Consider the following 21,415-nt stretch of genomic DNA (forward strand, 5'->3'; position numbering starts at 1 on the left):
AATTTAAAAAAGTAAAAAAGCGGAAACAGATGGAAAGATATAAATCTGAAACCGTTGTCAAATTTGGAATTAAAACAATACAAAATAAGGGACTTTAAAAATCTCCCACAAATACTTGACTCAATCTTCATGGGCTCTTGTGTATGCTGGTTCGTAGAAATTGTGTTAGAATAGGAAAAGGATTTATAGTGGGGAGAAGATAGTATGATTTCGTACTTACGAGGAAATTTAGTTTCCATACAAGATGAAGCAATTATAATAGATGTTAATGGAGTTGGCTATGAAGTAGTTTGTCCAAATCCATTTGCCTTTCAAGATTCTTTAAACAAGGAATTTCAAATACATACTTTTTTCCATGTTCGGGAAGATGCACAAATTTTATTTGGTTTTAAAAATGAGGACCAGAAATATTTATTTACTAGACTAATTTCGGTTTCAGGAATCGGCCCTAAAGGTGCTTTAGCTATTCTTGCGGGGGTTAATATTCCTGACTTTGTTGCCGCAGTGGAACGTGAGGATGATAAATTCCTGACTAGTTTCCCTGGTGTTGGGAAAAAAACAGCCAGACAAATTATTTTAGATCTAAAAGGTAAACTAACTGCGAACTTCACTATTTCTGATGTCGAGGTAGAAAATAAGACGACTTCTACTAGTCTTTCTTCTGATCAATTAAAAGAAGCTATCGAGGCGTTAAAAGCATTAGGATATATGGATAAAGAAATTAAATTAATCTTACCAGCATTGAAAAAATCGCTAACTGATATAACTAATACAGATGAAATTATTAGAAAAGCATTAAGCTTACTTATGAAAAAGTAGGAAGGGGGCAATGTAATGGATGAGAGAATGGTTACAGGTGAATTACATGAGGAAGAATCCTATGTTGAACTTAGTCTTCGCCCCACAACATTAAATCAGTATATTGGTCAGGACAAGGTAAAGGAAAACTTAACAATCTTTATCCAAGCGGCTAAGATGCGTAATGAGCCATTGGATCATGTGTTGTTATATGGACCACCAGGGCTTGGTAAAACAACATTAGCTGCTATTATTGCGAATGAGATGGGTGTTAACTTTCGTTCAACATCAGGACCTGCAATTGATCGTGCAGGCGACCTGGCAGCAATTCTCACTTCCTTAGAAGTTGGTGATGTCTTATTTATTGATGAGGTTCATCGCTTGCCACGAGCAGTGGAAGAAGTATTATATTCCGCTATGGAAGATTTCTTTATTGATATTGTTATCGGGACAGGACCAAGTGCGCGGTCGGTAAGAATTGATTTACCACCTTTCACACTAGTTGGTGCAACGACGAGGGCAGGTTTACTGTCGGCCCCTTTACGTGATCGTTTTGGCGTTCTTTCAAGGTTGGAATACTATGAGACAAAGGATTTACGAGCGATTGTGGAACGGACAGCAGAGATTTTTGATACGAAAATTGTAAAAGAGGCCGCAATAGAAATTGCTCGACGTTCCAGAGGGACACCTCGTATTGCCAATCGACTTTTACGCAGAATTCGGGATATATCCCAAGTAAAAGGGGAAGATGAGATCAGTTTAGAAACAACGGATATAGCCCTCGGAATGTTACAAGTGGATGATCAAGGATTAGACCATATTGATCATAAACTATTAAAAGGCATTATCGAAGGCTTTCAAGGGGGTCCAGTTGGATTAGATACGATTGCAGCAACCATTGGTGAAGAGTCTCAAACCATTGAGGATGTGTATGAACCTTATTTATTACAGATTGGATTTATTCAGCGAACTCCGAGAGGGAGAGTTGCCACACCAAAGGCATATCAACATTTTGGTATGAAAGTGAATGGTGAAACGTGAATATCGGTAAGATGTTTATTATAATTGGAATTATACTGGTCGTTATAGGGCTAATATGGACATTTATTGGTAGATTACCTGGTGATATTTCGTTTAAAAAAGGAAATGTTACCTTTTACTTTCCGATCATGACATCTATTATAGTAAGCATTATCTTATCATTATTATTTTTTATTTTAGGACGATTTCGTTAAACTGTTTAAAGGAGTAACACCATGAATATTGAAGATTTTGATTTTAACTTACCAGAAGAATTAATCGCACAGACACCATTACGTGAGCGAAGTGCATCTAGATTAATGGTATTAAATAGAGATACGAAGGAAATAGCACATAAACAGTTCCCAGATATTAAGCAATATTTAAAACCTGGGGATTGCTTAGTATTAAATGATACACGTGTCTTACCTGCAAGATTATATGGGGTAAAAGAGGACACAGGAGGAAAAGTAGAGATTCTACTGCTCAAACAGCTAGAAGGGGATTCTTGGGAAGTTCTAGCTAAGCCTGCTAAACGCATGAAAGAAGGTAGCACCTTGATTTTTGGTGAGGGCAAGCTACGAGCAACTTGTACAGGTACTTTAGAGCATGGTGGCCGTATATTGCAATTTGACTATGAGGGGATCTTTTATGAGGTGTTGGAGGAGCTAGGAGAAATGCCTTTACCACCGTATATAAAAGAGCAATTACCAGAAAAAGAACGGTACCAAACCGTGTATGCGAAAGAAAAAGGGTCAGCAGCGGCTCCAACAGCAGGATTACATTTTACTACTGAATTACTAGAAGAGATTAAAGAAATGGGTGTCACGATTGCTTTCATTACACTTCATGTTGGACTTGGAACATTCAGACCCGTATCTGTAGATAATATTGATGAGCATAAAATGCATTCAGAGTTTTATGTGATGTCACGGGAGACCGCAGAAACACTGACTCGGGTAAGAGAAAATGGTGGTAGAATCATTTCTGTTGGTACAACCTCAACAAGAACACTAGAGACCATTACACGTGATAATAATGGACAATTTGTTGAATCAAGTGGTTGGACAGATATATTTATATACCCGGGATTTGAATATAAGGCAATTGATGGATTAATCACAAATTTCCATCTGCCAAAATCAACGTTAATTATGTTAGTCAGCGCGTTTGCTGATCGAGATTTTATACTGAAAGCTTATCATGAGGCAGTTAAAGAAAAATATCGCTTCTTTAGTTTTGGCGATGCGATGTTAATTATGTAGAAGAGGAAAGATACAATGACAACACCGATACGTTATGAATTAATTAAAACAGATAAACAAACAGGAGCAAGACTTGGAGTCGTTCATACACCACATGGTTCATTTGAAACGCCGACATTTATGCCGGTAGGAACTCTCGCGACGGTCAAAACAATGAGTCCTGAGGATTTAGAATCGATGGGAGCGAATATTATTCTATCGAATACGTACCATCTCTGGTTGCGCCCTGGTGAAAATATCATCAAAGAAGCTGGTGGGCTGCATAAGTTTATGAATTGGGATGGCGCAATTCTCACTGATTCAGGTGGTTTCCAGGTATTTAGTTTGAGTGATATGCGAAAAATAACGGAAGAAGGGGTGCATTTCCGTAATCATTTAAATGGTGAAAAGCTATTTTTATCCCCAGAAAAAGCCATGCAAATTCAAAATGATTTAGGCTCAGATATTATGATGGCATTTGATGAATGCCCACCATACCCAGCAACACATGAATATATGAAGCAATCTGTGGAAAGAACTTCTAGATGGGCAGAGAGATGTTTAGCTGCTCATGCCAGACCAGATGTGCAAGGGTTATTCGGGATTATTCAAGGTGGAGAGTATGAAGATTTGCGTAAACAGAGTGCACAGGACTTAATTTCGCTTGATTTACCTGGCTATGCAGTTGGGGGACTTTCGGTTGGAGAACCGAAGGATGTTATGAATCGAGTATTAGAGTTTACGACACCATTAATGCCTAGTAATAAACCACGATACCTAATGGGAGTTGGTTCGCCAGATTCCTTGATAGACGGTGCGATACGTGGGATTGATATGTTTGATTGTGTATTGCCGACGCGAATTGCCCGTAATGGTACATGTATGACATCATCAGGAAGGTTAGTAGTAAGAAATGCCAAATATGCACGTGATTTCGGTCCAATTGATGAAAACTGTGACTGTCATGTTTGCCGAAATTATACTCGTGCCTACATCAGACATCTAATAAAATGTAATGAAACGTTTGGTTTTAGACTTACTACTTATCATAACTTATATTTTCTGTTAAAATTAATGGAGCAAGTACGACAAGCAATACGCGAAGATCGACTTGGTGACTTTAAAGAAGAATTCTTCGAGCAATACGGATTAAATAAACCGGATGCCAAGAATTTTTAATGAGCGTTTAGAAAATCATGATTTTTTAAACGAATGGATTGGAAAGGAGGGACAAGTATATGGAGAGTTTCATTACGTTATTACCCTTAATAGCTATGTTTGTAATTTTCTATTTCTTGCTGATTCGTCCGCAACAAAAGCGTCAGAAACAAGTAAGGCTAATGCAGTCTGAACTTAAAAAAGGTGATTCTGTTGTGACGATAGGTGGTTTCCATGGCGTGATTCATGCTTTAGATGAAGACACTGTAGTATTACAAGCAGGAGACGGTTCTAAACTTACATATGATCGTTCTGCGATTCGTGAAGTTAAAACTGTATAATCAAAAGGTAAAAGAGACTGACCTAGGTTAGTCTCTTTTACTTTCGAATCTACTAGCAATTGTTTGATTAACAATAAATTTTATTCCTGATTAGAGGTAATATTGACACCGACAGCCCCACCGAATAGCGCTGCTAAAATATAAAAGAAATGATGGATGGCTTGTTGTAAGTTGAAGCCAACCTGATATCCGAGGTATTGAACTAGGAAAGTGAACACGGTAAATCCTAATCCGGTAATCGCACCAATCATCCACCCTTTCTGTTTTCCTTTCGCTCCAGCAACTGCCCCACCGATAAATAAAGAGATTAATCCGATAACAAGTGTTACCCAATCTGTTGCAGGTTCATTAAAAGTAGAGAATCGTAATAATAGAGCCAATGCCATACTAGAAACAAGAATTAATCCAAGTACAACAATCCATCCGTAAAGTAACGCTGTAAATTGTTGATTTCGCATGAGAATCCCCCTCACAAAAGTCCTTTTATAGTATTCATATTCTTGTCCGTTGAAAAGTAGACGAGTTTTTTATAGATTTATTTACTATCAACGAAATGTACTAGTGCATTCCCTTGTCAATTTAAGACTTAATCCATTTTTGTAAAAATGGAATTTGTTCTAGTTCTTCCTTCGTGATAAATCGCAAAATAAATAGTAAGATGAGATAGATAGCTGTTAAGGCAATCAATGATAGTCCAAATAGAAATAGGTTTGGATCGTAATTTATATAAATGTCATAAAGTAACTTACCAGTAAACCAAGTGGCGAGAATTAAGACAATCATTTTTGCGATGTCTTTGATTGGAATGTAGAAATTAATAGCCTGACGCAAGGAGGCTAAATGTAATAATGTTATGAGAATGACACCGACTGACATGGCAATTGCAACTCCCATGATGCCAAAGCTTTCATTTGAGGCTAGAATAAATAGTACAATGAATTTTACGACAGCACCTATTAAGCTATTCCACATTGCTGCCTTGGCTAAATCTAATGCTTGAAGCGCAGCTTGTAATGGTGACTGGATATAAAGTAAAATATAGAATGGTGCCATAAATATAAGAATATTGCTTGCATTAGCTGTACCATACATAAAAGATAGGATTGGAACGGCAAAAATCGTTAATACGACCGTAGCAATCGCTCCCGAAGCAAATGATATCCGAATGGATTGATGGATGCGATAGTGTATAAGGCTAGTATTTTGCCTTGCATCTGCTTCTGAGATATTAGGTACGAGTGCGATCGATAATGACTGGGTAATAAAGGTTGGTAGAAACAGAAGCGGTAAAACAAACCCAGTTAATTCTCCGTACTGCTTTGTAGCTAATGCACCTGATATACCTGCGAGAGCTAGGCTGTTCGTTACAATAATGGGTTCAAGAAAATAAGAGAATGAACTAATCATTTTACTACCAGTACTCGGCAGAGCAATAGAGAATAACTCTTTCACGGTTTGCTTACTTGCTTTTACATAGGCAAAAAAGCGATGCCGTATACGAATTGTTTTTTTGCGTTTAAACAGATATATCATATAGAGTAGGGAAGCAAATTCGCCTAAAATAACACTAATCATGGCTCCTGCTGCTGCGTACTCTATTCCATAAGGGAGTAGTAAATGTACAAATAAGGCAACACAGCTAATACGTACGATTTGTTCAATAACTTGTGAATAGCTCTGTGGTTTCATGTTTTGTTTTCCTTGAAAATAACCGCGTAAAACGGATGAAACAGCCACAATAGGGATGATTGGGCTAACTGCGATTAACGGATAAAGTGTACGTTCATCTGTTAATAATGTAGTGGCGATAAAAGGTGCTGCAAAGATCATGGCTGTTGTAAAGATAATACTAGAAATGGAGGTAATAATAATCGAAACTACTAATATTCGTTTTATTTTCGCATGATCTTGCTGTGCATCTGCTTCTGCTACACGTTTTGATATAGCAACAGGTAGTCCAAGTTGTGTAAGTGTCATGACTAAAAATAGAGTAGGAAGGGCCATCATATATAGCCCTACGCCTTCTTCTCCCATCAGTCTGGCAACTACAAGACGATTAATAAATCCTAGAAAACGAGTAATCATGCCTGCTGCTATTAAGATGAGTGTCCCTTGGAGAAAAGTTTGTTTAGACACATCGACGACCTGCCTTCTCAAAAAATAAAATTTCATATACAATGATATATATGCAATTGGTGTAGCCAAGCATGACAACTTGTACAATCTTATTACAATCTTTCTAGGAAGGTGAAGGTCTTGGAGATAAAGAAGACTGTTGAAGCATGGAAGCAGGAGTTAAGACCAGCTTTAGAAAGTAAGACGCAAGAATTTCAAATGATGGGGTATTCTCGAGCAACAGAAGAAGATATTTGGAATTGCCTGATGAAGAAAGTGTGGAAAGGCAATCCAGAAAAAAGACTTTACGAAGTTGTCCAAGATATACTACACCTTAGCTCGAGTACATATATGAGCTATTTGACCATAGATGCCTATCAAGATGATGATTTGATGGTTTCGATCGCTGCCTTAACTGGCAATAGCTAAACCCCTAAGCGTTACATATGTGTTGGATACATAAAAGGGAGGAACTTTTTATTATGAAAAATAAAGGACGGATTGCATCCTTTTTCCTAATTGTTATTGCATTAGGACTTATTATTGGATTACTTACACCAAGTGTTACGAAAAGCATTAATCTTGGACTGGATTTGCAAGGGGGCTTTGAGGTCCTTTATACAGTAGAACCAATTGATGAAACCCAGGAAGTCGATCGGAGCTTATTGGAAGCTACAGTTCAATTATTAAATGATCGGGTAAATAAGTTAGGAATTAGTGAAGCAGTAATTGATATCGAAGGAGAAGACCGTATTCGCGTTCAATTAGCCGGTGTTGAAGATCAAACACAAGCCCGTGAAATGTTAGCAACATCAGCTAGACTTACCTTTCGCGATGTAAATGATACGGTATTGTTAGATGGGTCTGATGTGAAAGAGGGAAGTGCTAAGCAAGATTTCCACCCAGATACGAATCAGCCTATTGTCACCTTACAAGTAAAGGATGCAAGTAAATTTGCCCAAGTAACGAGAGAGTTATCGCAAGAAAGTCCAGGTGATAATTTACTTGTCATTTGGATGGATTATGAAGATGGGGATTCTTTTGAAGAGGAAGCATTAAAAGAAGAGCCTAAATTTATCTCAGCGCCATCCGTAAATGAACCGATTACTGGCGGTAATGTTATGATTACCGGAAACTTTACGGTTGAAGAGGCACAATATCTGGCGAGCATGATTAATTCTGGTTCGCTGCCAGTTAATTTAGAGGAGATATTCTCTACTTCAGTTGGGGCACAGTTTGGTCAGCAAGCTCTAGATCAAACTGTACTTGCTGCTATAGTTGGAATCAGTATTATATTTGTGTTTATGATAGCAGTATATCGCTTTCCAGGTGTTATTTCTGTTATATCATTAAGTGCTTATATATTCTTAGTGCTTGCTATATTTGAAAGTCTACGAGGTGTACTAACATTACCTGGTATAGCCGCATTAATATTAGGGGTAGGTATGGCAGTAGATGCCAATGTTATTACCTTTGAACGTATTAAGGAAGAATTACGGGAAGGTAAATCGCTACAGGCAGCCTTTAAAAAAGGGACAAGCAACTCCTTACGGGCAATTCTAGATGCTAATATTACAACGCTACTAGCGGCGGCAGTACTATTTATTTTTGGTACTAGTTCTGTAAAAGGGTTTGCGACGATGTTGATTATTAGTATCGTAGTAAGCTTTTTAACAGCAGTGTATGGAGCTAAATTACTCCTCCAATTATGGATTAAAGTTAAATTCTTTAAAAATCATCCAGGTTGGTTTGGCGTAAAGAAATCAACTATAAAAGATATCCGAGATAATAGTGAAGTTCCAGCAACATTCTTAGGTAAAGAATGGAATGTAGTGGATAATCGTAAGATATTTTTCGTTATCACGATTATATTAACGGTTATTGGTGTCATTGCTTTTGGTATATTTAGATTAACTCCTGGAATTGACTTTACAAGTGGTTCAAGAGTGCAGATTATGGCGGAAGAACCATTAAGTGAAACAGAAATTGAGTCAGATTTAGAAGCTCTAGGATTAGAGGCGAGATCAATCATACTTTCTGGTGAAAATAATGAAATTGCAGTAATTCGTTACCAGGATGTAATACCAGAAGATAAAATTAGTGAACTGACCACTTATTTTCATGATAAATATAATGTAGAGCCTGGTATCAGTGTTGTATCGCCAATAGTTGGGCAAGAATTAGTGAAAAATGCTATCTATGCCCTTGCTATTGCTGCTGTAGGAATGATTATTTATGTGGCATTCCGCTTTGAGTTTTACTTTGCAGTCATGGCGATCCTAACATTACTCCATGATATATTTATCATGTTAATGGTGTTTAGTATTTTCAAGATTGAATTTGATGTTACCATTGTTGCTGCAATCCTAACGATAGTCGGATATGCAATCAACTCTACCATTGTAACCTTTGATCGAATTCGCGAAAATGCTGCACAATCTAATCGGGTGATAAAATCCTTTAAGGAGCTTTCCGGTATTGTAAATCGAAGTATTGTTCAAACGATGACTAGAACGATAAATACGAATATTACAACATTAATTGCTATTGTCGCATTCTTAATTTTAGGTGCAGAGCCGATTCGTGGGTTTGGTATTGCCTTACTCATTGGAATCATTGCAGGTACCTACTCATCTTTATTCCTTGCAACACAATTATGGTTAGTATGGCGAGGAAAGAATATTAAGGATAAGCCAGTAGACTTTAGAAAGAAAAAACGTGTGGAAGGACCACAGGTTTAACGAAACAATCCCTTTGCAAGGTGCAGAGGGATTGTTTTTTTTCTACTTGTATAAAATAAAGGGTAGCGAAAAAGGACAAGGAGGAATTATTGTGAGAGGACAAACGTATGTGATTGTTGCGATTATTTTTGTCATACTGGTTGCTATATTTGCTGTAATGAATGTTAGTCCTGTACAGGTTACCTATTTTTTTTGGCAAGTAGAATCACCATTAATTTTAGTGATCCTTTTCTCTGTTTTAATGGGGGGAATGATTACGGCTGCTGTCGGAATGGTTAGAATGTTTAAGCTGCAAAAAGAGATAAAAGTAATAAGAAGAAAGAATGCAGCATTATCTCAACTAGTAGAAGACAAGAATGTAGCTGAAACGAATGGAGGCACGCAAGCTTCTAAAGCAAATGATGGCACACAGGAAGACTAAACGATAAATTCTCGTTGCTCCCCCTGACTCTATTTGTGTATAATAGATTAGTCAGGGGTGAATATATGCTACAAAGCAAGTCGAAATGGAAATTTGTGCGTACAGAAGAATATCAAGACCAGTGGATGGATGACTCAATAGAATTATCCCCCGTGATAAAAGAGTTATTAGTACAGCGTGGTATTCAATCCTATGAAGAAGCGCAAGAGTTCTTAATGCCATCTATTGATAACTTGATTAGTCCTATGAAGTTAGCTTCCATGGATATTGCTACAGAACGAGTCCATCAAGCCATTCGCGCCAATGAAAAAATTCTCGTATTTGGTGATTATGATGCGGATGGGGTTAGCTCGACAACGATACTTATTAAAGCATTAGAAGAACTAGGTGCTAATTGCAATTTCTATATACCGAATCGTTTTACAGAAGGATATGGTCCTAATGAAGCTGCCTTCAGAGAGGCTTGTGAAAATGGATATAAACTTATTATTACAGTCGATACCGGTATTGCCTCTGTTTATGAAGCAGAAGTAGCGAAGGAACTAGGTATCGATTTAATCATTACCGACCACCATGAACCACAAGAAGCATTACCAGATGCTTTTGCTATCATACATCCAAAATGCTCTCCAGAATATTCCTTTAAGGAATTAGCTGGAGCAGGGGTAGCCTTTAAATTTGCACAAAGCTTACTAGGTTATTTCCCAGAGCATTTATTAGATTTAGTTGTCATTGGTACGGTTGCAGATTTAGTTCCTCTAGTTGGAGAAAATCGGATATTAACTTATTATGGGTTACAGAAGCTATCCGTTACGAAGCGAGAAGGATTAATTGCCTTAAAGAAGCAATGTAAAATAGAAGGAAAAACAACAGAAGAAGACATTGGATTCTTAATCGGACCTAGGCTAAATGCAGTAGGGCGATTACAGGATGCAGATTTAGCTGTTGAGCTACTTTTAACCGATATTCCGGAAGAAGCCGAGGAATTAGCAGAACAAGTAGGGCAACTTAATCAAGAGCGTCAACAAATTGTTGCATCTATTGTAAAAGAAGTGGAACAACTTGAAACGATTGACCCGGAAAAAGGGGTTATCGTCGTTGCAAAACAAGGCTGGAATGAAGGAGTTCTAGGTATTGTTGCATCTAGACTAGTAAGAAAGTATGATCGACCGGCCATTGTACTATCAATTAATGAAGAAAATGGTACTGCAAAGGGTTCTGCAAGGAGCATCCCTGCCTTTGATTTATTTCAAAGCTGTATGAAATTGAAAGAAGTGTTCACGCATTTTGGTGGGCATGCACAAGCAGCTGGGATGACATTACCAATTGAAAACGTGAGAATACTAGAAAAAGAACTCGATCATTTGATTCAACAGGAATTGACGAGTGAGGACTTTAAGCAAGAGATTCTCATTAGTAAAACACTGACTTTATCGGATATTAGTGAAGGATTAATTGATGAGATAGGTAAGCTAGCACCATTTGGAATGGCGAATCCAAAGCCTAAATTCCGGATTGAAGCAAAGCCTTATGAAGTCCGTCAATTAGGTAATATGAAAAAGCATTTGAAACTGCTATTTAAGGAAAACGGAAGCTCTTTAGAAGGAATCGCGTTTGGAATGGGGGAATCATATCATTATATTTCGCCAAAAGCCACGCTATCTGTAGTCGGAGAATTAGGTATGAATGAATGGAATGGCATTCGTAAGCCACAACTTGTCGTGGAAGATATGCGAATTGATCATTGGCAATTATTTGACCACCGAGGAAAAAAACAAGTAGACATAACGAATTTCCTTCATCAGTTTGATAGACATGTGCTATTGTATAATGAGAATTTTTCTAATAACCATGATTTTCCAGAAGGAATTATGCCGTTAACATACAAAGAAGCACTGACTTTTCATGAGGAGATAGATGTGCTTTATCTCTTTGATCTACCGCAAAATCTAGATGAATTGAGAAAAATCGTGCATAAGACTAAGCCTTGCGTCATTCATGCGTGTTTTTATGTGGAAAATAGTGTATACTTATCTAGTTTTCCCACGAGAGAAGATTTTAAATGGTTATATTCGTTAATATGGAAGAGAAAAGAACTGAATATCCGTAAAGACTTACAAGCCATTATAAATGCTAAGGGCTGGACTAAAGATTCGATCATGTTTATGTTAAAGGTGTTTTCTGAGCTTGAATTTGTTAATATTAGTAATGGAATTATTGCATTAAATTCATCGCCACAAAAAAAGGATTTACAAGAAGCACACATCTATCAGGAACGTGTGAAGCAAACAGAAATTGAAAAAATGCTTTATTACGCAACGTATGAAGAATTAACAAGATGGTTTGAAGATTGTATGGGACTGATGGATAAACCTAAGGAGGAAATGACCCATGGATTATAAACAATATATTAAAATTGTACACGATTGGCCAAAAGAAGGAATTGAATTTAAAGATATTACGCCATTAATGGATAATGGAAAAGCATTTAAATCTGCAGTAAATGAGATTGTAGAATTTGCAAGGGATAAACAAATTGATTTAGTAGTAGGACCTGAAGCTAGAGGATTTATTGTTGGTTGTCCAGTTTCCTATGCACTTGAAGTTGGATTTGCACCGGTTAGAAAAGAAGGTAAGCTACCACGTGAGGTAATTAAAGTAGACTATGGTTTAGAATATGGACAAAATGTTTTAACCATTCATAAGGATGCTATTAAACCAGGTCAACGTGTTCTCATTACCGATGATTTATTAGCAACAGGTGGTACAATTGAAGCAACTATTAAATTAGTGGAAGAATTAGGTGGAATTGTTGTTGGCTGTGCCTTCCTAATCGAATTATCGTATTTAAATGGTTTGGATAAACTGAAAGGTTATGATGTTCTATCCTTAATGAAATATTAATTTATGTAGGTCTGGTGGAGAAATCCTTCATCAGACCTCTTGTAATTCGGAAAAGGAATAGCTTTTAACAACAGCTTGCTTAAAATAGGTTCTAGAATGTGCTACTAATGATAAGTGATGTTTAGACAATGACTGCGGTGAGTTACCAGAAAATGTAAAGGTATTTTTTCTTTACATTTTAATAAATTTTTTTGATACTAGAAAGAAAGTATCTTCTACAATTAAAGGTGATAATATGGCGAAAAATGACATTATAACAATTGAACAATTACAAGAAAAAGCTAGCACGTATTTATCGGAGGACGATGTTGCGTTTATTATGCGTGCTTATACGTACGCAGAAGAGGCACATAGGGACCAGTATCGTAAATCAGGAGAAGCATATATCATACACCCTATTCAAGTTGCTGGCATATTAGTAGATTTAAAAATGGATCCAGTGACGGTTGCGGGTGGATTTTTGCATGATGTTGTAGAGGATACCGAAATAACATTAGAAGAAATAGAAGAACAATTTAATAAGGAAGTTGCCATGCTTGTTGATGGTGTTACAAAGCTAGGTAAAATCAAATACAAATCCAAAGAAGCCCAACAAGCTGAAAATCACCGAAAAATGTTTGTCGCTATGGCGAAAGATATACGTGTTATATTAATTAAGCTAGCGGATAGATTGCATAATATGCGAACGTTAAAGTTCTTACCACCTGAAAAGCAACGTATCAAAGCGAATGAAACGATAGAAATCTTTGCTCCATTAGCACATCGTTTAGGAATTTCTGCGATTAAATGGGAGCTAGAAGATATCTCATTACGTTACTTAAATCCCCAACAATATTACCGAATTGTTCAGTTAATGAAGCAAAAGCGGGAACAACGTGAATCTTACATTGATGAAGTTATTCAAGAAGTAAATAAACAGTTAGAAGAAGTAAATATAGAAGCGGAAATCTCAGGTAGACCGAAGCATTTATATAGTATTTATCAGAAGATGATAAAGCAAAACAAACAGTTTAATGAGATTTATGATTTATTGGCTGTTCGTATTTTAGTCAACAGTATTAAAGATTGTTATGCGGTACTAGGAATTATTCATACATGCTGGAAGCCAATGCCTGGTAGATTTAAAGATTATATTGCAATGCCAAAGCAAAACCTATACCAATCCTTGCATACAACGGTAATTGGTCCTAAAGGAGATCCTTTAGAGGTACAAATAAGAACGAAGGAAATGCATGAGATTGCCGAGTACGGGATTGCTGCTCACTGGGCGTATAAGGAAGGTAAGCAACTTAATCGTGATAAGAAATCCTTTGAAGAGAAATTAACATGGTTCCGTGAAATTTTAGAATGGCAAAATGAGACACATGATGCGGAGGAATTTGTTGAATCTTTAAAAGTAGATTTATTTTCCGATATGGTTTATGTCTTTACGCCTAAAGGAGATGTAATAGAACTTCCTTCTGGTTCTGTTCCACTTGATTTTGCTTACCGAATTCATACGGAAATCGGTAATCAGACAATCGGGGCAAAAATTAACGGGAAAATGGAGCCATTAGACTACAAATTAAAAAATGGCGACATAATCGAAGTACTAACTTCGAAACATTCCTATGGACCTTCTCAAGATTGGTTAAAGATCACGCAAACATCACAGGCAAAGAATAAAATTAGACAATTTTTCAAGAAGCAACGCCGTGAAGAAAACGTAGCAAAGGGTAAGGATTTAGTCGAAAAAGAGATTCGGGCATTTGATATCGAACCGAAAGAAGCATTGACAGAGGAGAATTTAAAACGCGTTTACGAACGATTTAACTTTGTTTCTGAGGAAGACTTATATGCCGCGGTAGGTTATCAGGGTATTACTGCCGCTCTAGTCGCGACAAGATTAACGGAGAAAATACGTCAATCTCGCCAAAAAGAAGAAGACCTTGCCAAAACGTTAGAGGGTACAAAAACAGAGTATAAGGAATTTAAAAAACATAAGAAAGACTCTGGTGTAATTGTAGAAGGCATTGATAATTTACTTGTCCGTCTATCCAAATGCTGTAATCCTGTCCCTGGTGATGAAATAATTGGGTATATTACAAAAGGGCGAGGCGTATCTGTCCATCGAACCGACTGCCCAAATGTACAAACAGAGGAAGCAAGAGAACGTCATCTACATGTGGAATGGGAAAAAGATCAAACACAAAAGCAATATCATGTGGATTTAGAAATCTCAGGCTATGATCGTAGAGGCTTATTAAATGAAGTGTTACAAGCAGTAAATGAGTCGAAAACAAATATTACCCATGTAAATGGCAGGTCTGATCGTAATAAAATGGCTGTTATTCAAATTACGATTTTGATTCATAATACGAACCATTTAAGAAAAATTGTGGAACGGATTAAGCAGATCAAAGATGTTTATGCAGTTACACGTACACTTCAATAAAACTTTCACAAAACTAAAAGTTAGAGATGTAAACCCGAATAAGGCATCACACTAGCTCCGGAAAATTGGTAGACGAAAGGCAAGGATCCAGACCTTGGATGAACCTCAAGTCTACTAACCATTCACGGAGCGGTGGCTTGCTCATTATTCGGTTTTTCCTTTATCATAAACATTTCTAACCCGACTCTATAGTACTAGTAAAAGGAGTTTTAAACATGAGAGCTATTATCCAACGTGCTAGAGATGCACGTGTTACCGTAAAAGATGAGGTAGTTGGCAAAATCGATAATGGTTTTGTCGTGTTAATTGGAGTAACCCATGAGGATACAGTGGAGGATGCACAATATCTAGCAAATAAAATTGTCAACCTACGTGTATTTGAAGATGAACAAGAAAAAATGAACTTATCATTAACAGACGTAAATGGCGAAATTTTATCGATATCCCAATTCACCCTTTATGGCGATACTAGAAAGGGCAGAAGACCAAATTTCATGCAAGCAGCGAAGCCACAGCAAGCAAATGAGCTTTACGAGAAGTTCAATGAAATGCTTCGTCAAGAAGGAATAAAGGTAGAGGTAGGTAGATTCGGAGCAATGATGGATGTTACACTTACCAATGTTGGTCCAGTAACTTTCATTTTAGATAGTAAAGATAGATAACGAGACAGGGGCGTAACAAAAAGAATGAAAGGTAACACCGATTGATATTCAATACTCGCTCAGGAAATATATCTAGACTCCTGTGGGAGGAAAGGGCACTGCCTGAGACCCAGGAAGAGCTTAAGCTCTGAGGCGGCTCACTAGCCACCAGGCGGTAAAGTAGACACTGCGAGGTTCTCTCGAGCAGATGTCGCCCCTGTACTGGAAGTAACCGCAAGTATATTTCCAGAGCGGAGGCTTTGCTCATCATTCGGTTTTACCTATAGGATAAATTCTGTTGTCCCAGCCTCTACTTAATTAGAAAAATAACGCTGTAATCCATTTACAATACCAGATACGAGTTTTTTCTGATAGGCATTTGTCGTCATTAGCGTATCCATTTCAGGATTGGACATGAACCCTAGCTCAATAAGTACAGCAGGCATCAGATTTTGTCTAATTACTTGGAAATCACCAAACTCCGCACCACGATCTCTGTCACCTGATTCTTTAATAATCTCTTGCTGAATATAACGCGCTAATTCTGCATACTGCTCATGGGAATAATAGGTACTTATGCCAGTGACTGTAGGAAGATCAGGTACACTATTATAGTGTAAACTAATGAAAGCATCAGCATGAACCGTGTTAGAAAGCGTGGCCCGACTTGCTAATGACGCAAATGTATCCTCCTCTCTAGTAGTTATAACGATAGCACCTAACATCGTTAATTCCTGAGCTAGAATATCTGCTGTTTTATAGGCTAAGTCCTTTTCTAGTACATTTGTAGGACTAATAGCACCTGAATCAAATCCACCATGACCTGGATCTAGAACGATTGTTTTTCCTTTTAAACCTTCGCTTGTTTCCTTGATTTCATCTTTAACTAAGTCTGCTAATACATACCCTTCCATCGTGTCATTTTTCACTTTTAACCAATTATCCGTTTTACCGATTACAGAAAGAGTTTCCCCTTTTTCAGCAAAGTAGATAATTTCATCATCAGTTGAAGGGCCATTTCGAATATGGGTTTTCTCGAATGGAATGGTAATAGAAGTCTGGTCAACTGAATGATCAAGCCCCACATTTTTCACTTGTTGTTCAGATGAATCTTCTTGAATGGTTACATAATCGGTCGAAATCCAAGCAGTATATCCATCAAGTTGAATCTCAACCCAATCCCCTTCTTGACCTACAATGGGGTATTGTTCATTTTGATGGACTTGTCCAAGTTTATCGTAATTCGTACCAGGACCACTTCGTAGATTTAAATAATTTTCGTTTACAATGACCTCTTTTGTACTAGCTGTTACAGGAAAGGACCATGTAATCAGTAGTAGGCAAAGTATAATTCCAATTGTTTTTTTATAGCCCAATCGATTTCCTCCTAATAATTCGTAAACCACATGACTCTATTTTAATAAATATTGTCGAATTAGGCAAAACTAGTCTTATGAAAAAGGAGGCGATCTAATTGCGAATGAATGAAAAGCATTGGAGTTCCCATAATAATCGAGATATTTTTGGTGTAAACTTGCATAAGTTTATCGAAATGGAACAGTCCTCTGGACATATGGAAATAGCACAGGAGTTAGGGATATCATTAGGAGAGGTAAAAGCATTAAAGAAAAAGATTAATCGCTCTTGACAATCAGGAAGCAAAACATTATGATAATATTCATTCAAGTATCTTGAACGAACAAGAAATATCCTATGAAGGAAAAAGTAACTAGTACTTGCGTGAGCAGAGACAAAATGCCTTTGGCTGGAAGCATTTTGCATGGCAACCTAGTGAAAGACAATCCTGAGGATCTATATTGAACGTTATGACTAGTAAATATAGACGTTTTGCAGGCGTTAACTGTGAAAAGAGGATGCAATTAATTGCGTCAACTAGGGTGGCAACGCGGGTAACTCTCGTCCCTTTTTTATAGGGACGGGAGTTTTTTGTATACTTTTATAGCAACAAGGATTAAATGAATCATACATACACCGTGGATATGAAGTAAGAAAAGTTAACCATTACATGACTTTGGAATTCATAATCGTTTTAGGAGGATAAAAGAATGAATATTAAAGCGCCTAGAGGAACGGTAGATGTTCTACCAAAGGATGCCAAAAAATGGCAGTTTGTTGAGAATAAAATAAAGTGGATCTGTGATAAATATCATTACGAAGAAATTCGTACACCGGTATTTGAACATACAGAAGTATTTTCCCGTGGGGTAGGAGACTCAACTGATATTGTGCAAAAGGAGATGTATACCTTTGAAGACCGTGGCGGTAGAAGTCTTACACTTCGCCCAGAGGGTACAGCTGCTGTAACGAGAGCTTTTGTACAAAACAAGTTGTACGGGGAGGCCAATCAACCTGTAAAACTATACTACTTCATGCAAATGTTCCGTTATGAACGACCTCAGGCAGGCAGAATGCGTCAGTTGAATCAGTTTGGGGTAGAAGTATTAGGAAGTGCAGATCCAGCGGTTGATGCAGAAGTGATTGATTTAGCGATGACGGTATATCGGTCACTAGGATTAACATCTTTAAAACTAGTCATTAATTCGTTAGGTGATGTAGAGAGTAGAAAGAGACATCGCGATGCACTAATTAAACACTTTACACCATACAAGGAAGAACTGTGTAAAGATTGTCAGTCTCGATTAGAGCAAAATCCTATGAGAATTCTAGATTGTAAAGTCGACCGTGATCATCCATCCATGAAAACAGCACCTTCTATTCTAGACTATCTGAATGAAGATTCAGTTGAATACTTTGAAAAGGTTAAAAAATATCTTGAATTGATGGGAATTGAATATGAAGTTGATCCTAATCTTGTAAGAGGCTTGGATTACTATAATCACACCGCTTTTGAAATTATGAGTGAGGCAGAAGGTTTCGGAGCCATTACGACACTTGCTGGTGGGGGTAGATACAATGGACTAGTAGAACAGCTAGGTGGTCCAGCTACACCAGGTATTGGGTTTGGAATGGGAATTGAAAGACTATTAATGGCATTAGAAGCCGAAAATGTTGAAATTCCGTTAGAAGAAGCGTTGGATTGCTTTATCGTATCGGTTGGAGAGGAGCCAAAATCGGAAGTAGTTCGTATTACACATGAATTACGTCAACATGGTATCCAAGTCGATCAAGACTACCAAGGTAGAAAAATTAAAGCTCAATTTAAAGCCGCAGACAGATACAAGGCTAAATATGTGTTAGTTTTAGGTGAAGAGGAGCTTGATAAGAATGTCATAAATGTCAAAGAAATGGCTACTGGTGAACAAGTAGAGATTCCTTTAGATCAATTAACTCTCACAATGAAGGAAAAGCTTTTAGGAGGAAAATAGGATGACTGAAAGAATACTAGCAGGAACGATACAAGAAAAAGATGTTGAAAAGGTAATTCTACTAAAAGGGTGGGTTCAAAAACGCCGTGATTTAGGTGGTTTGATATTCATTGATCTCCGTGATAAATCTGGTATTGTACAGGTAGTTTTTAATCCTGATCACGAGGAAGCTTTAACAATTGCAGAATCCGTTCGTAGTGAATATGTTATCGAAGTAAAAGGGAAGGTGGTGCTTCGGGACGAGAGCACGATAAATCCAAATATGGAGACGGGTACTTTAGAGGTTATCGCAACAGAGGTTTCTATATTAAATAAGTCGAAAAATCCTCCATTTCTCATACAAGATGATACAGATGTGTCAGAGGATTTACGTCTGAAGTATCGTTATATGGACCTACGTCGTGGATCATTACAAGAGACCTTTAAAAAGCGCCATCAAATCACTCAAGTAGTGCGTAACTTCTTAAATGATGATGGATTCCTAGAAATGGAAACACCGATTTTAACGAAGAGTACACCAGAAGGAGCCCGTGATTACTTAGTTCCTAGTCGTGTACATCCAGGTGAATTCTATGCATTACCACAGTCACCACAATTGTTTAAACAATTGATCATGATGAGTGGCTTTGAAAAATACTATCAAATTGCTCGTTGCTTCCGTGATGAAGATTTACGTGCTGACAGACAACCAGAATTTACGCAAATTGATATTGAGACCTCCTTTATGACAAGTGATGAAATCATGACAATGACAGAGAAAATGATGCAGAAGGTGATGAAAGAAGTCAATCAGGTTGATATTCCATTACCACTACCAAGAATGCCATACAAGGAAGCAATGGAGCGTTACGGTTCTGATAAACCAGATACACGCTTTGGCTTAGAACTTATTCATGTTTCGGATCTACTAGCCAATTCTAGCTTTAAAGTATTCCAAGGTGCAATCGAGCGGGGTGGAAAGGTTGCATTATTAAATGTCAAAGGAGAAGCTACTAATTTCTCCCGAAAGGACATTGATAAACTAACTGAGTTCGTCAATGTCTATGGAGCTAAGGGACTTGCTTGGCTCAAGGTAGAAGATGGGGAATTAAAAGGACCAATTGCTAAGTTTATTTCAGAGGAAGAAAAACAAGGCTTATTAGAGCGAGCAAATGCAGAAAATGGGGACTTACTATTATTCGTTGCGGATAAGACCTCTGTTGTATACGATAGCCTAGGAGCTTTACGCCTTAAGCTTGGTAAAGAGCTTGGTCTAATAGATGAAAGTAAGTATAATTTCCTATGGATTACCGATTGGCCACTACTTGAATATGATGAAGAACTTGGCCGTTACTTTGCAGCCCACCATCCATTCACGATGCCATTTGAGGAAGATGTTGAGAAGCTGGCAACTGATCCAGCAAGTGTTCGCGCAAATGCGTATGATTTAGTTCTGAATGGATATGAATTAGGTGGAGGTTCTATTCGTATTTATAAACGTGAACAACAAAATGAAATGTTTAAGGTGCTAGGATTTACCGAAGAAGAAGCACAAGAACAATTTGGTTTCTTACTGGAAGCCTTGGAATATGGTGCACCGCCACATGGGGGGATTGCGTTAGGGCTGGATCGTATTGTTATGCTTCTAACAGGTAGAAGTAACCTAAGAGATACGATACTATTCCCGAAAACTGCATCAGCATCAGACTTGCTAACAGAAGCTCCAAGTGAAGTGAGTAACGCACAGTTAACTGAATTATCTATTCAGCTAAATGAAAATAAATAACTATAGTGCTAATAATGTTTAAATTTTGTAACAATTGTAATGAATACTTCATATAAAGGGATATTGAATACGTGGAATACGTATGTTAATATAATTTTACAAACGTAATACATTACGAAGGCGAATCAATCCTGATATGTTTGCCTATATCATATGTTTTGACCGAACAGTTTTATATAGGGAGCCTGGCGGTTTTCGTATGGCATACATGCCTCGTTTTCACTTAACGAGAGGACGTATAAAATATGAAACAGGGCACCCACCTGCTCGTAGCGGGGATCAAAACTTACTATAGGCGGCATTATTGGGATTGATGTATACATAAATAATAGGTAAGGCTAGCAGAAAAGCTAGTCTTATTTTTGTGCGCTTGGCAGCGCTCCGAACTTAAGGGTGAAAGTCCCAAACACGCCGTAGTGGCGGAAGTGTATAGCTGACAGGCAGTGCATGCTCGTGAGGGAATGTGCGGAGGGCTTGAAGGCAAAC

General features: G+C 37.6%; 19 protein-coding genes, 1 other RNA gene and 1 other annotated feature. Of the genes, 17 read left to right on the top strand and 3 right to left on the bottom strand.

Annotated elements, in window-relative coordinates:
- Nucleotides 1-204 precede the first annotated feature (204 nt).
- From ruvA to yajC, 6 genes are read left to right on the top strand one after another with little or no spacing between them, the layout of a single operon-like run.
- On the top strand, nt 205-819 hold the full coding sequence (ruvA, locus tag AAIB49_RS16590; protein ID WP_343458656.1) for a Holliday junction branch migration protein RuvA: 615 nt from the start codon (nt 205-207) through the stop codon (nt 817-819).
- Nucleotides 820-834: 15 nt separating this feature from the next.
- Nucleotides 835-1,839: a Holliday junction branch migration DNA helicase RuvB gene (gene ruvB, locus AAIB49_RS16595; protein ID WP_343458658.1), complete on the top strand. Its 1,005-nt coding sequence runs from the start codon at nt 835-837 to the stop codon at nt 1,837-1,839.
- Nucleotides 1,840-1,850: 11 nt separating this feature from the next.
- Nucleotides 1,851-2,033, top strand: coding sequence for a DUF2905 domain-containing protein (locus AAIB49_RS16600; protein ID WP_186870301.1), 183 nt, complete (start codon nt 1,851-1,853; stop codon nt 2,031-2,033).
- Between the two features lie 21 nt (nt 2,034-2,054).
- Nucleotides 2,055-3,083, top strand: coding sequence for a tRNA preQ1(34) S-adenosylmethionine ribosyltransferase-isomerase QueA (gene queA / locus AAIB49_RS16605; RefSeq protein WP_339214521.1), 1,029 nt, complete (start codon nt 2,055-2,057; stop codon nt 3,081-3,083).
- A 15-nt stretch (nt 3,084-3,098) separates the two neighbouring features.
- A complete protein-coding gene (tgt, locus tag AAIB49_RS16610; protein ID WP_339214522.1) occupies nt 3,099-4,241 on the top strand; it encodes a tRNA guanosine(34) transglycosylase Tgt in 1,143 nt (380 codons plus the stop codon).
- 59 nt (nt 4,242-4,300) lie between these two features.
- Entirely contained in the window at nt 4,301-4,561 is a 261-nt protein-coding gene (gene yajC, locus AAIB49_RS16615; RefSeq protein WP_343458659.1) for a preprotein translocase subunit YajC, read from the top strand.
- Nucleotides 4,562-4,641: 80 nt separating this feature from the next.
- On the opposite strand, the gene AAIB49_RS16620 is transcribed toward yajC, so the two are convergent.
- Nucleotides 4,642-5,019, bottom strand: coding sequence for a TIGR04086 family membrane protein (locus AAIB49_RS16620; protein ID WP_339214523.1), 378 nt, complete (start codon nt 5,017-5,019; stop codon nt 4,642-4,644).
- Between the two features lie 121 nt (nt 5,020-5,140).
- Nucleotides 5,141-6,697, bottom strand: coding sequence for a stage V sporulation protein B (gene spoVB / locus AAIB49_RS16625; protein ID WP_343458660.1), 1,557 nt, complete (start codon nt 6,695-6,697; stop codon nt 5,141-5,143).
- A gap of 120 nt (nt 6,698-6,817) precedes the next feature.
- Here spoVB and AAIB49_RS16630 point away from each other — a divergent pair, with 120 nt between their 5' ends.
- The 7 genes from AAIB49_RS16630 (at nt 6,818) to dtd (ending at nt 15,838) form a co-directional block, all read left to right on the top strand.
- Entirely contained in the window at nt 6,818-7,105 is a 288-nt protein-coding gene (locus AAIB49_RS16630; RefSeq protein WP_339214526.1) for a post-transcriptional regulator, read from the top strand.
- 53 nt (nt 7,106-7,158) lie between these two features.
- On the top strand, nt 7,159-9,417 hold the full coding sequence (gene secDF / locus AAIB49_RS16635; RefSeq protein ID WP_343458661.1) for a protein translocase subunit SecDF: 2,259 nt from the start codon (nt 7,159-7,161) through the stop codon (nt 9,415-9,417).
- 91 nt (nt 9,418-9,508) lie between these two features.
- Nucleotides 9,509-9,838 (top strand): LapA family protein, encoded by a 330-nt coding sequence (locus tag AAIB49_RS16640; protein WP_339214528.1) that lies wholly within the window; start codon nt 9,509-9,511, stop codon nt 9,836-9,838.
- Nucleotides 9,839-9,903: 65 nt separating this feature from the next.
- Entirely contained in the window at nt 9,904-12,240 is a 2,337-nt protein-coding gene (recJ, locus tag AAIB49_RS16645) for a single-stranded-DNA-specific exonuclease RecJ (RefSeq protein ID WP_343458662.1), read from the top strand.
- Nucleotides 12,230-12,742 carry an adenine phosphoribosyltransferase gene (locus AAIB49_RS16650; protein WP_339214531.1) on the top strand — a complete coding sequence of 171 codons (513 nt, stop codon included), beginning with the start codon at nt 12,230-12,232 and terminating at the stop codon, nt 12,740-12,742. Before recJ ends, AAIB49_RS16650 begins: the two co-directional genes overlap by 11 nt.
- Nucleotides 12,743-12,977: 235 nt before the next feature.
- Nucleotides 12,978-15,176 carry a RelA/SpoT family protein gene (locus AAIB49_RS16655; RefSeq protein ID WP_339214532.1) on the top strand — a complete coding sequence of 733 codons (2,199 nt, stop codon included), beginning with the start codon at nt 12,978-12,980 and terminating at the stop codon, nt 15,174-15,176.
- Nucleotides 15,177-15,391: 215 nt separating this feature from the next.
- Nucleotides 15,392-15,838, top strand: a complete 447-nt coding sequence (dtd, locus tag AAIB49_RS16660; protein WP_339214533.1) for a D-aminoacyl-tRNA deacylase — start codon at nt 15,392-15,394, stop codon at nt 15,836-15,838.
- Between the two features lie 293 nt (nt 15,839-16,131).
- Here dtd and AAIB49_RS16665 read toward each other — a convergent pair whose 3' ends face one another.
- Nucleotides 16,132-17,193: an N-acetylmuramoyl-L-alanine amidase family protein gene (locus AAIB49_RS16665; protein ID WP_343458663.1), complete on the bottom strand. Its 1,062-nt coding sequence runs from the start codon at nt 17,191-17,193 to the stop codon at nt 16,132-16,134.
- A gap of 98 nt (nt 17,194-17,291) precedes the next feature.
- On the opposite strand from AAIB49_RS16665, the gene AAIB49_RS16670 reads away from it, so the two are divergent.
- From AAIB49_RS16670 to ssrS, 4 genes are all read left to right on the top strand, one after another.
- Nucleotides 17,292-17,465, top strand: coding sequence for a hypothetical protein (locus AAIB49_RS16670; protein ID WP_339214536.1), 174 nt, complete (start codon nt 17,292-17,294; stop codon nt 17,463-17,465).
- Between the two features lie 56 nt (nt 17,466-17,521).
- Nucleotides 17,522-17,745, top strand: a binding site (T-box leader).
- 138 nt (nt 17,746-17,883) lie between these two features.
- Nucleotides 17,884-19,164: a histidine--tRNA ligase gene (gene hisS / locus AAIB49_RS16675; protein ID WP_339214537.1), complete on the top strand. Its 1,281-nt coding sequence runs from the start codon at nt 17,884-17,886 to the stop codon at nt 19,162-19,164.
- Between the two features lies 1 nt (nt 19,165).
- Nucleotides 19,166-20,929, top strand: a complete 1,764-nt coding sequence (gene aspS, locus AAIB49_RS16680) for an aspartate--tRNA ligase (RefSeq protein WP_339214539.1) — start codon at nt 19,166-19,168, stop codon at nt 20,927-20,929.
- A 125-nt stretch (nt 20,930-21,054) separates the two neighbouring features.
- A non-coding RNA gene (ssrS, locus tag AAIB49_RS16685) (6S RNA) lies at nt 21,055-21,244 on the top strand.
- The last annotated feature ends 171 nt before the right edge of the window (nt 21,245-21,415 follow it).

This window comes from Ornithinibacillus proteolyticus, assembly GCF_039581225.1.
GTDB lineage: Bacteria > Bacillota > Bacilli > Bacillales > Amphibacillaceae > Ornithinibacillus > Ornithinibacillus massiliensis.

What these genes read in the sequence shown, in the direction of transcription:
- AAIB49_RS16600 (WP_186870301.1), top strand. Translation starts at nt 1,851, where the DNA reads ATGTTTATTATAATTGGAATTATACTGGTCGTTATAGGGCTAATATGG.
- hisS (WP_339214537.1), top strand. Translation starts at nt 17,884, where the DNA reads ATGAATATTAAAGCGCCTAGAGGAACGGTAGATGTTCTACCAAAGGAT.
- tgt (WP_339214522.1), top strand. Translation starts at nt 3,099, where the DNA reads ATGACAACACCGATACGTTATGAATTAATTAAAACAGATAAACAAACA.
- AAIB49_RS16650 (WP_339214531.1), top strand. Translation starts at nt 12,230, where the DNA reads ATGGATTATAAACAATATATTAAAATTGTACACGATTGGCCAAAAGAA.
- yajC (WP_343458659.1), top strand. Translation starts at nt 4,301, where the DNA reads ATGGAGAGTTTCATTACGTTATTACCCTTAATAGCTATGTTTGTAATT.
- aspS (WP_339214539.1), top strand. Translation starts at nt 19,166, where the DNA reads ATGACTGAAAGAATACTAGCAGGAACGATACAAGAAAAAGATGTTGAA.
- AAIB49_RS16620 (WP_339214523.1), bottom strand. Translation starts at nt 5,019, where the DNA reads ATGCGAAATCAACAATTTACAGCGTTACTTTACGGATGGATTGTTGTA.
- AAIB49_RS16655 (WP_339214532.1), top strand. Translation starts at nt 12,978, where the DNA reads ATGGCGAAAAATGACATTATAACAATTGAACAATTACAAGAAAAAGCT.
- dtd (WP_339214533.1), top strand. Translation starts at nt 15,392, where the DNA reads ATGAGAGCTATTATCCAACGTGCTAGAGATGCACGTGTTACCGTAAAA.
- ruvA (WP_343458656.1), top strand. Translation starts at nt 205, where the DNA reads ATGATTTCGTACTTACGAGGAAATTTAGTTTCCATACAAGATGAAGCA.
- queA (WP_339214521.1), top strand. Translation starts at nt 2,055, where the DNA reads ATGAATATTGAAGATTTTGATTTTAACTTACCAGAAGAATTAATCGCA.
- secDF (WP_343458661.1), top strand. Translation starts at nt 7,159, where the DNA reads ATGAAAAATAAAGGACGGATTGCATCCTTTTTCCTAATTGTTATTGCA.
- ruvB (WP_343458658.1), top strand. Translation starts at nt 835, where the DNA reads ATGGATGAGAGAATGGTTACAGGTGAATTACATGAGGAAGAATCCTAT.
- recJ (WP_343458662.1), top strand. Translation starts at nt 9,904, where the DNA reads ATGCTACAAAGCAAGTCGAAATGGAAATTTGTGCGTACAGAAGAATAT.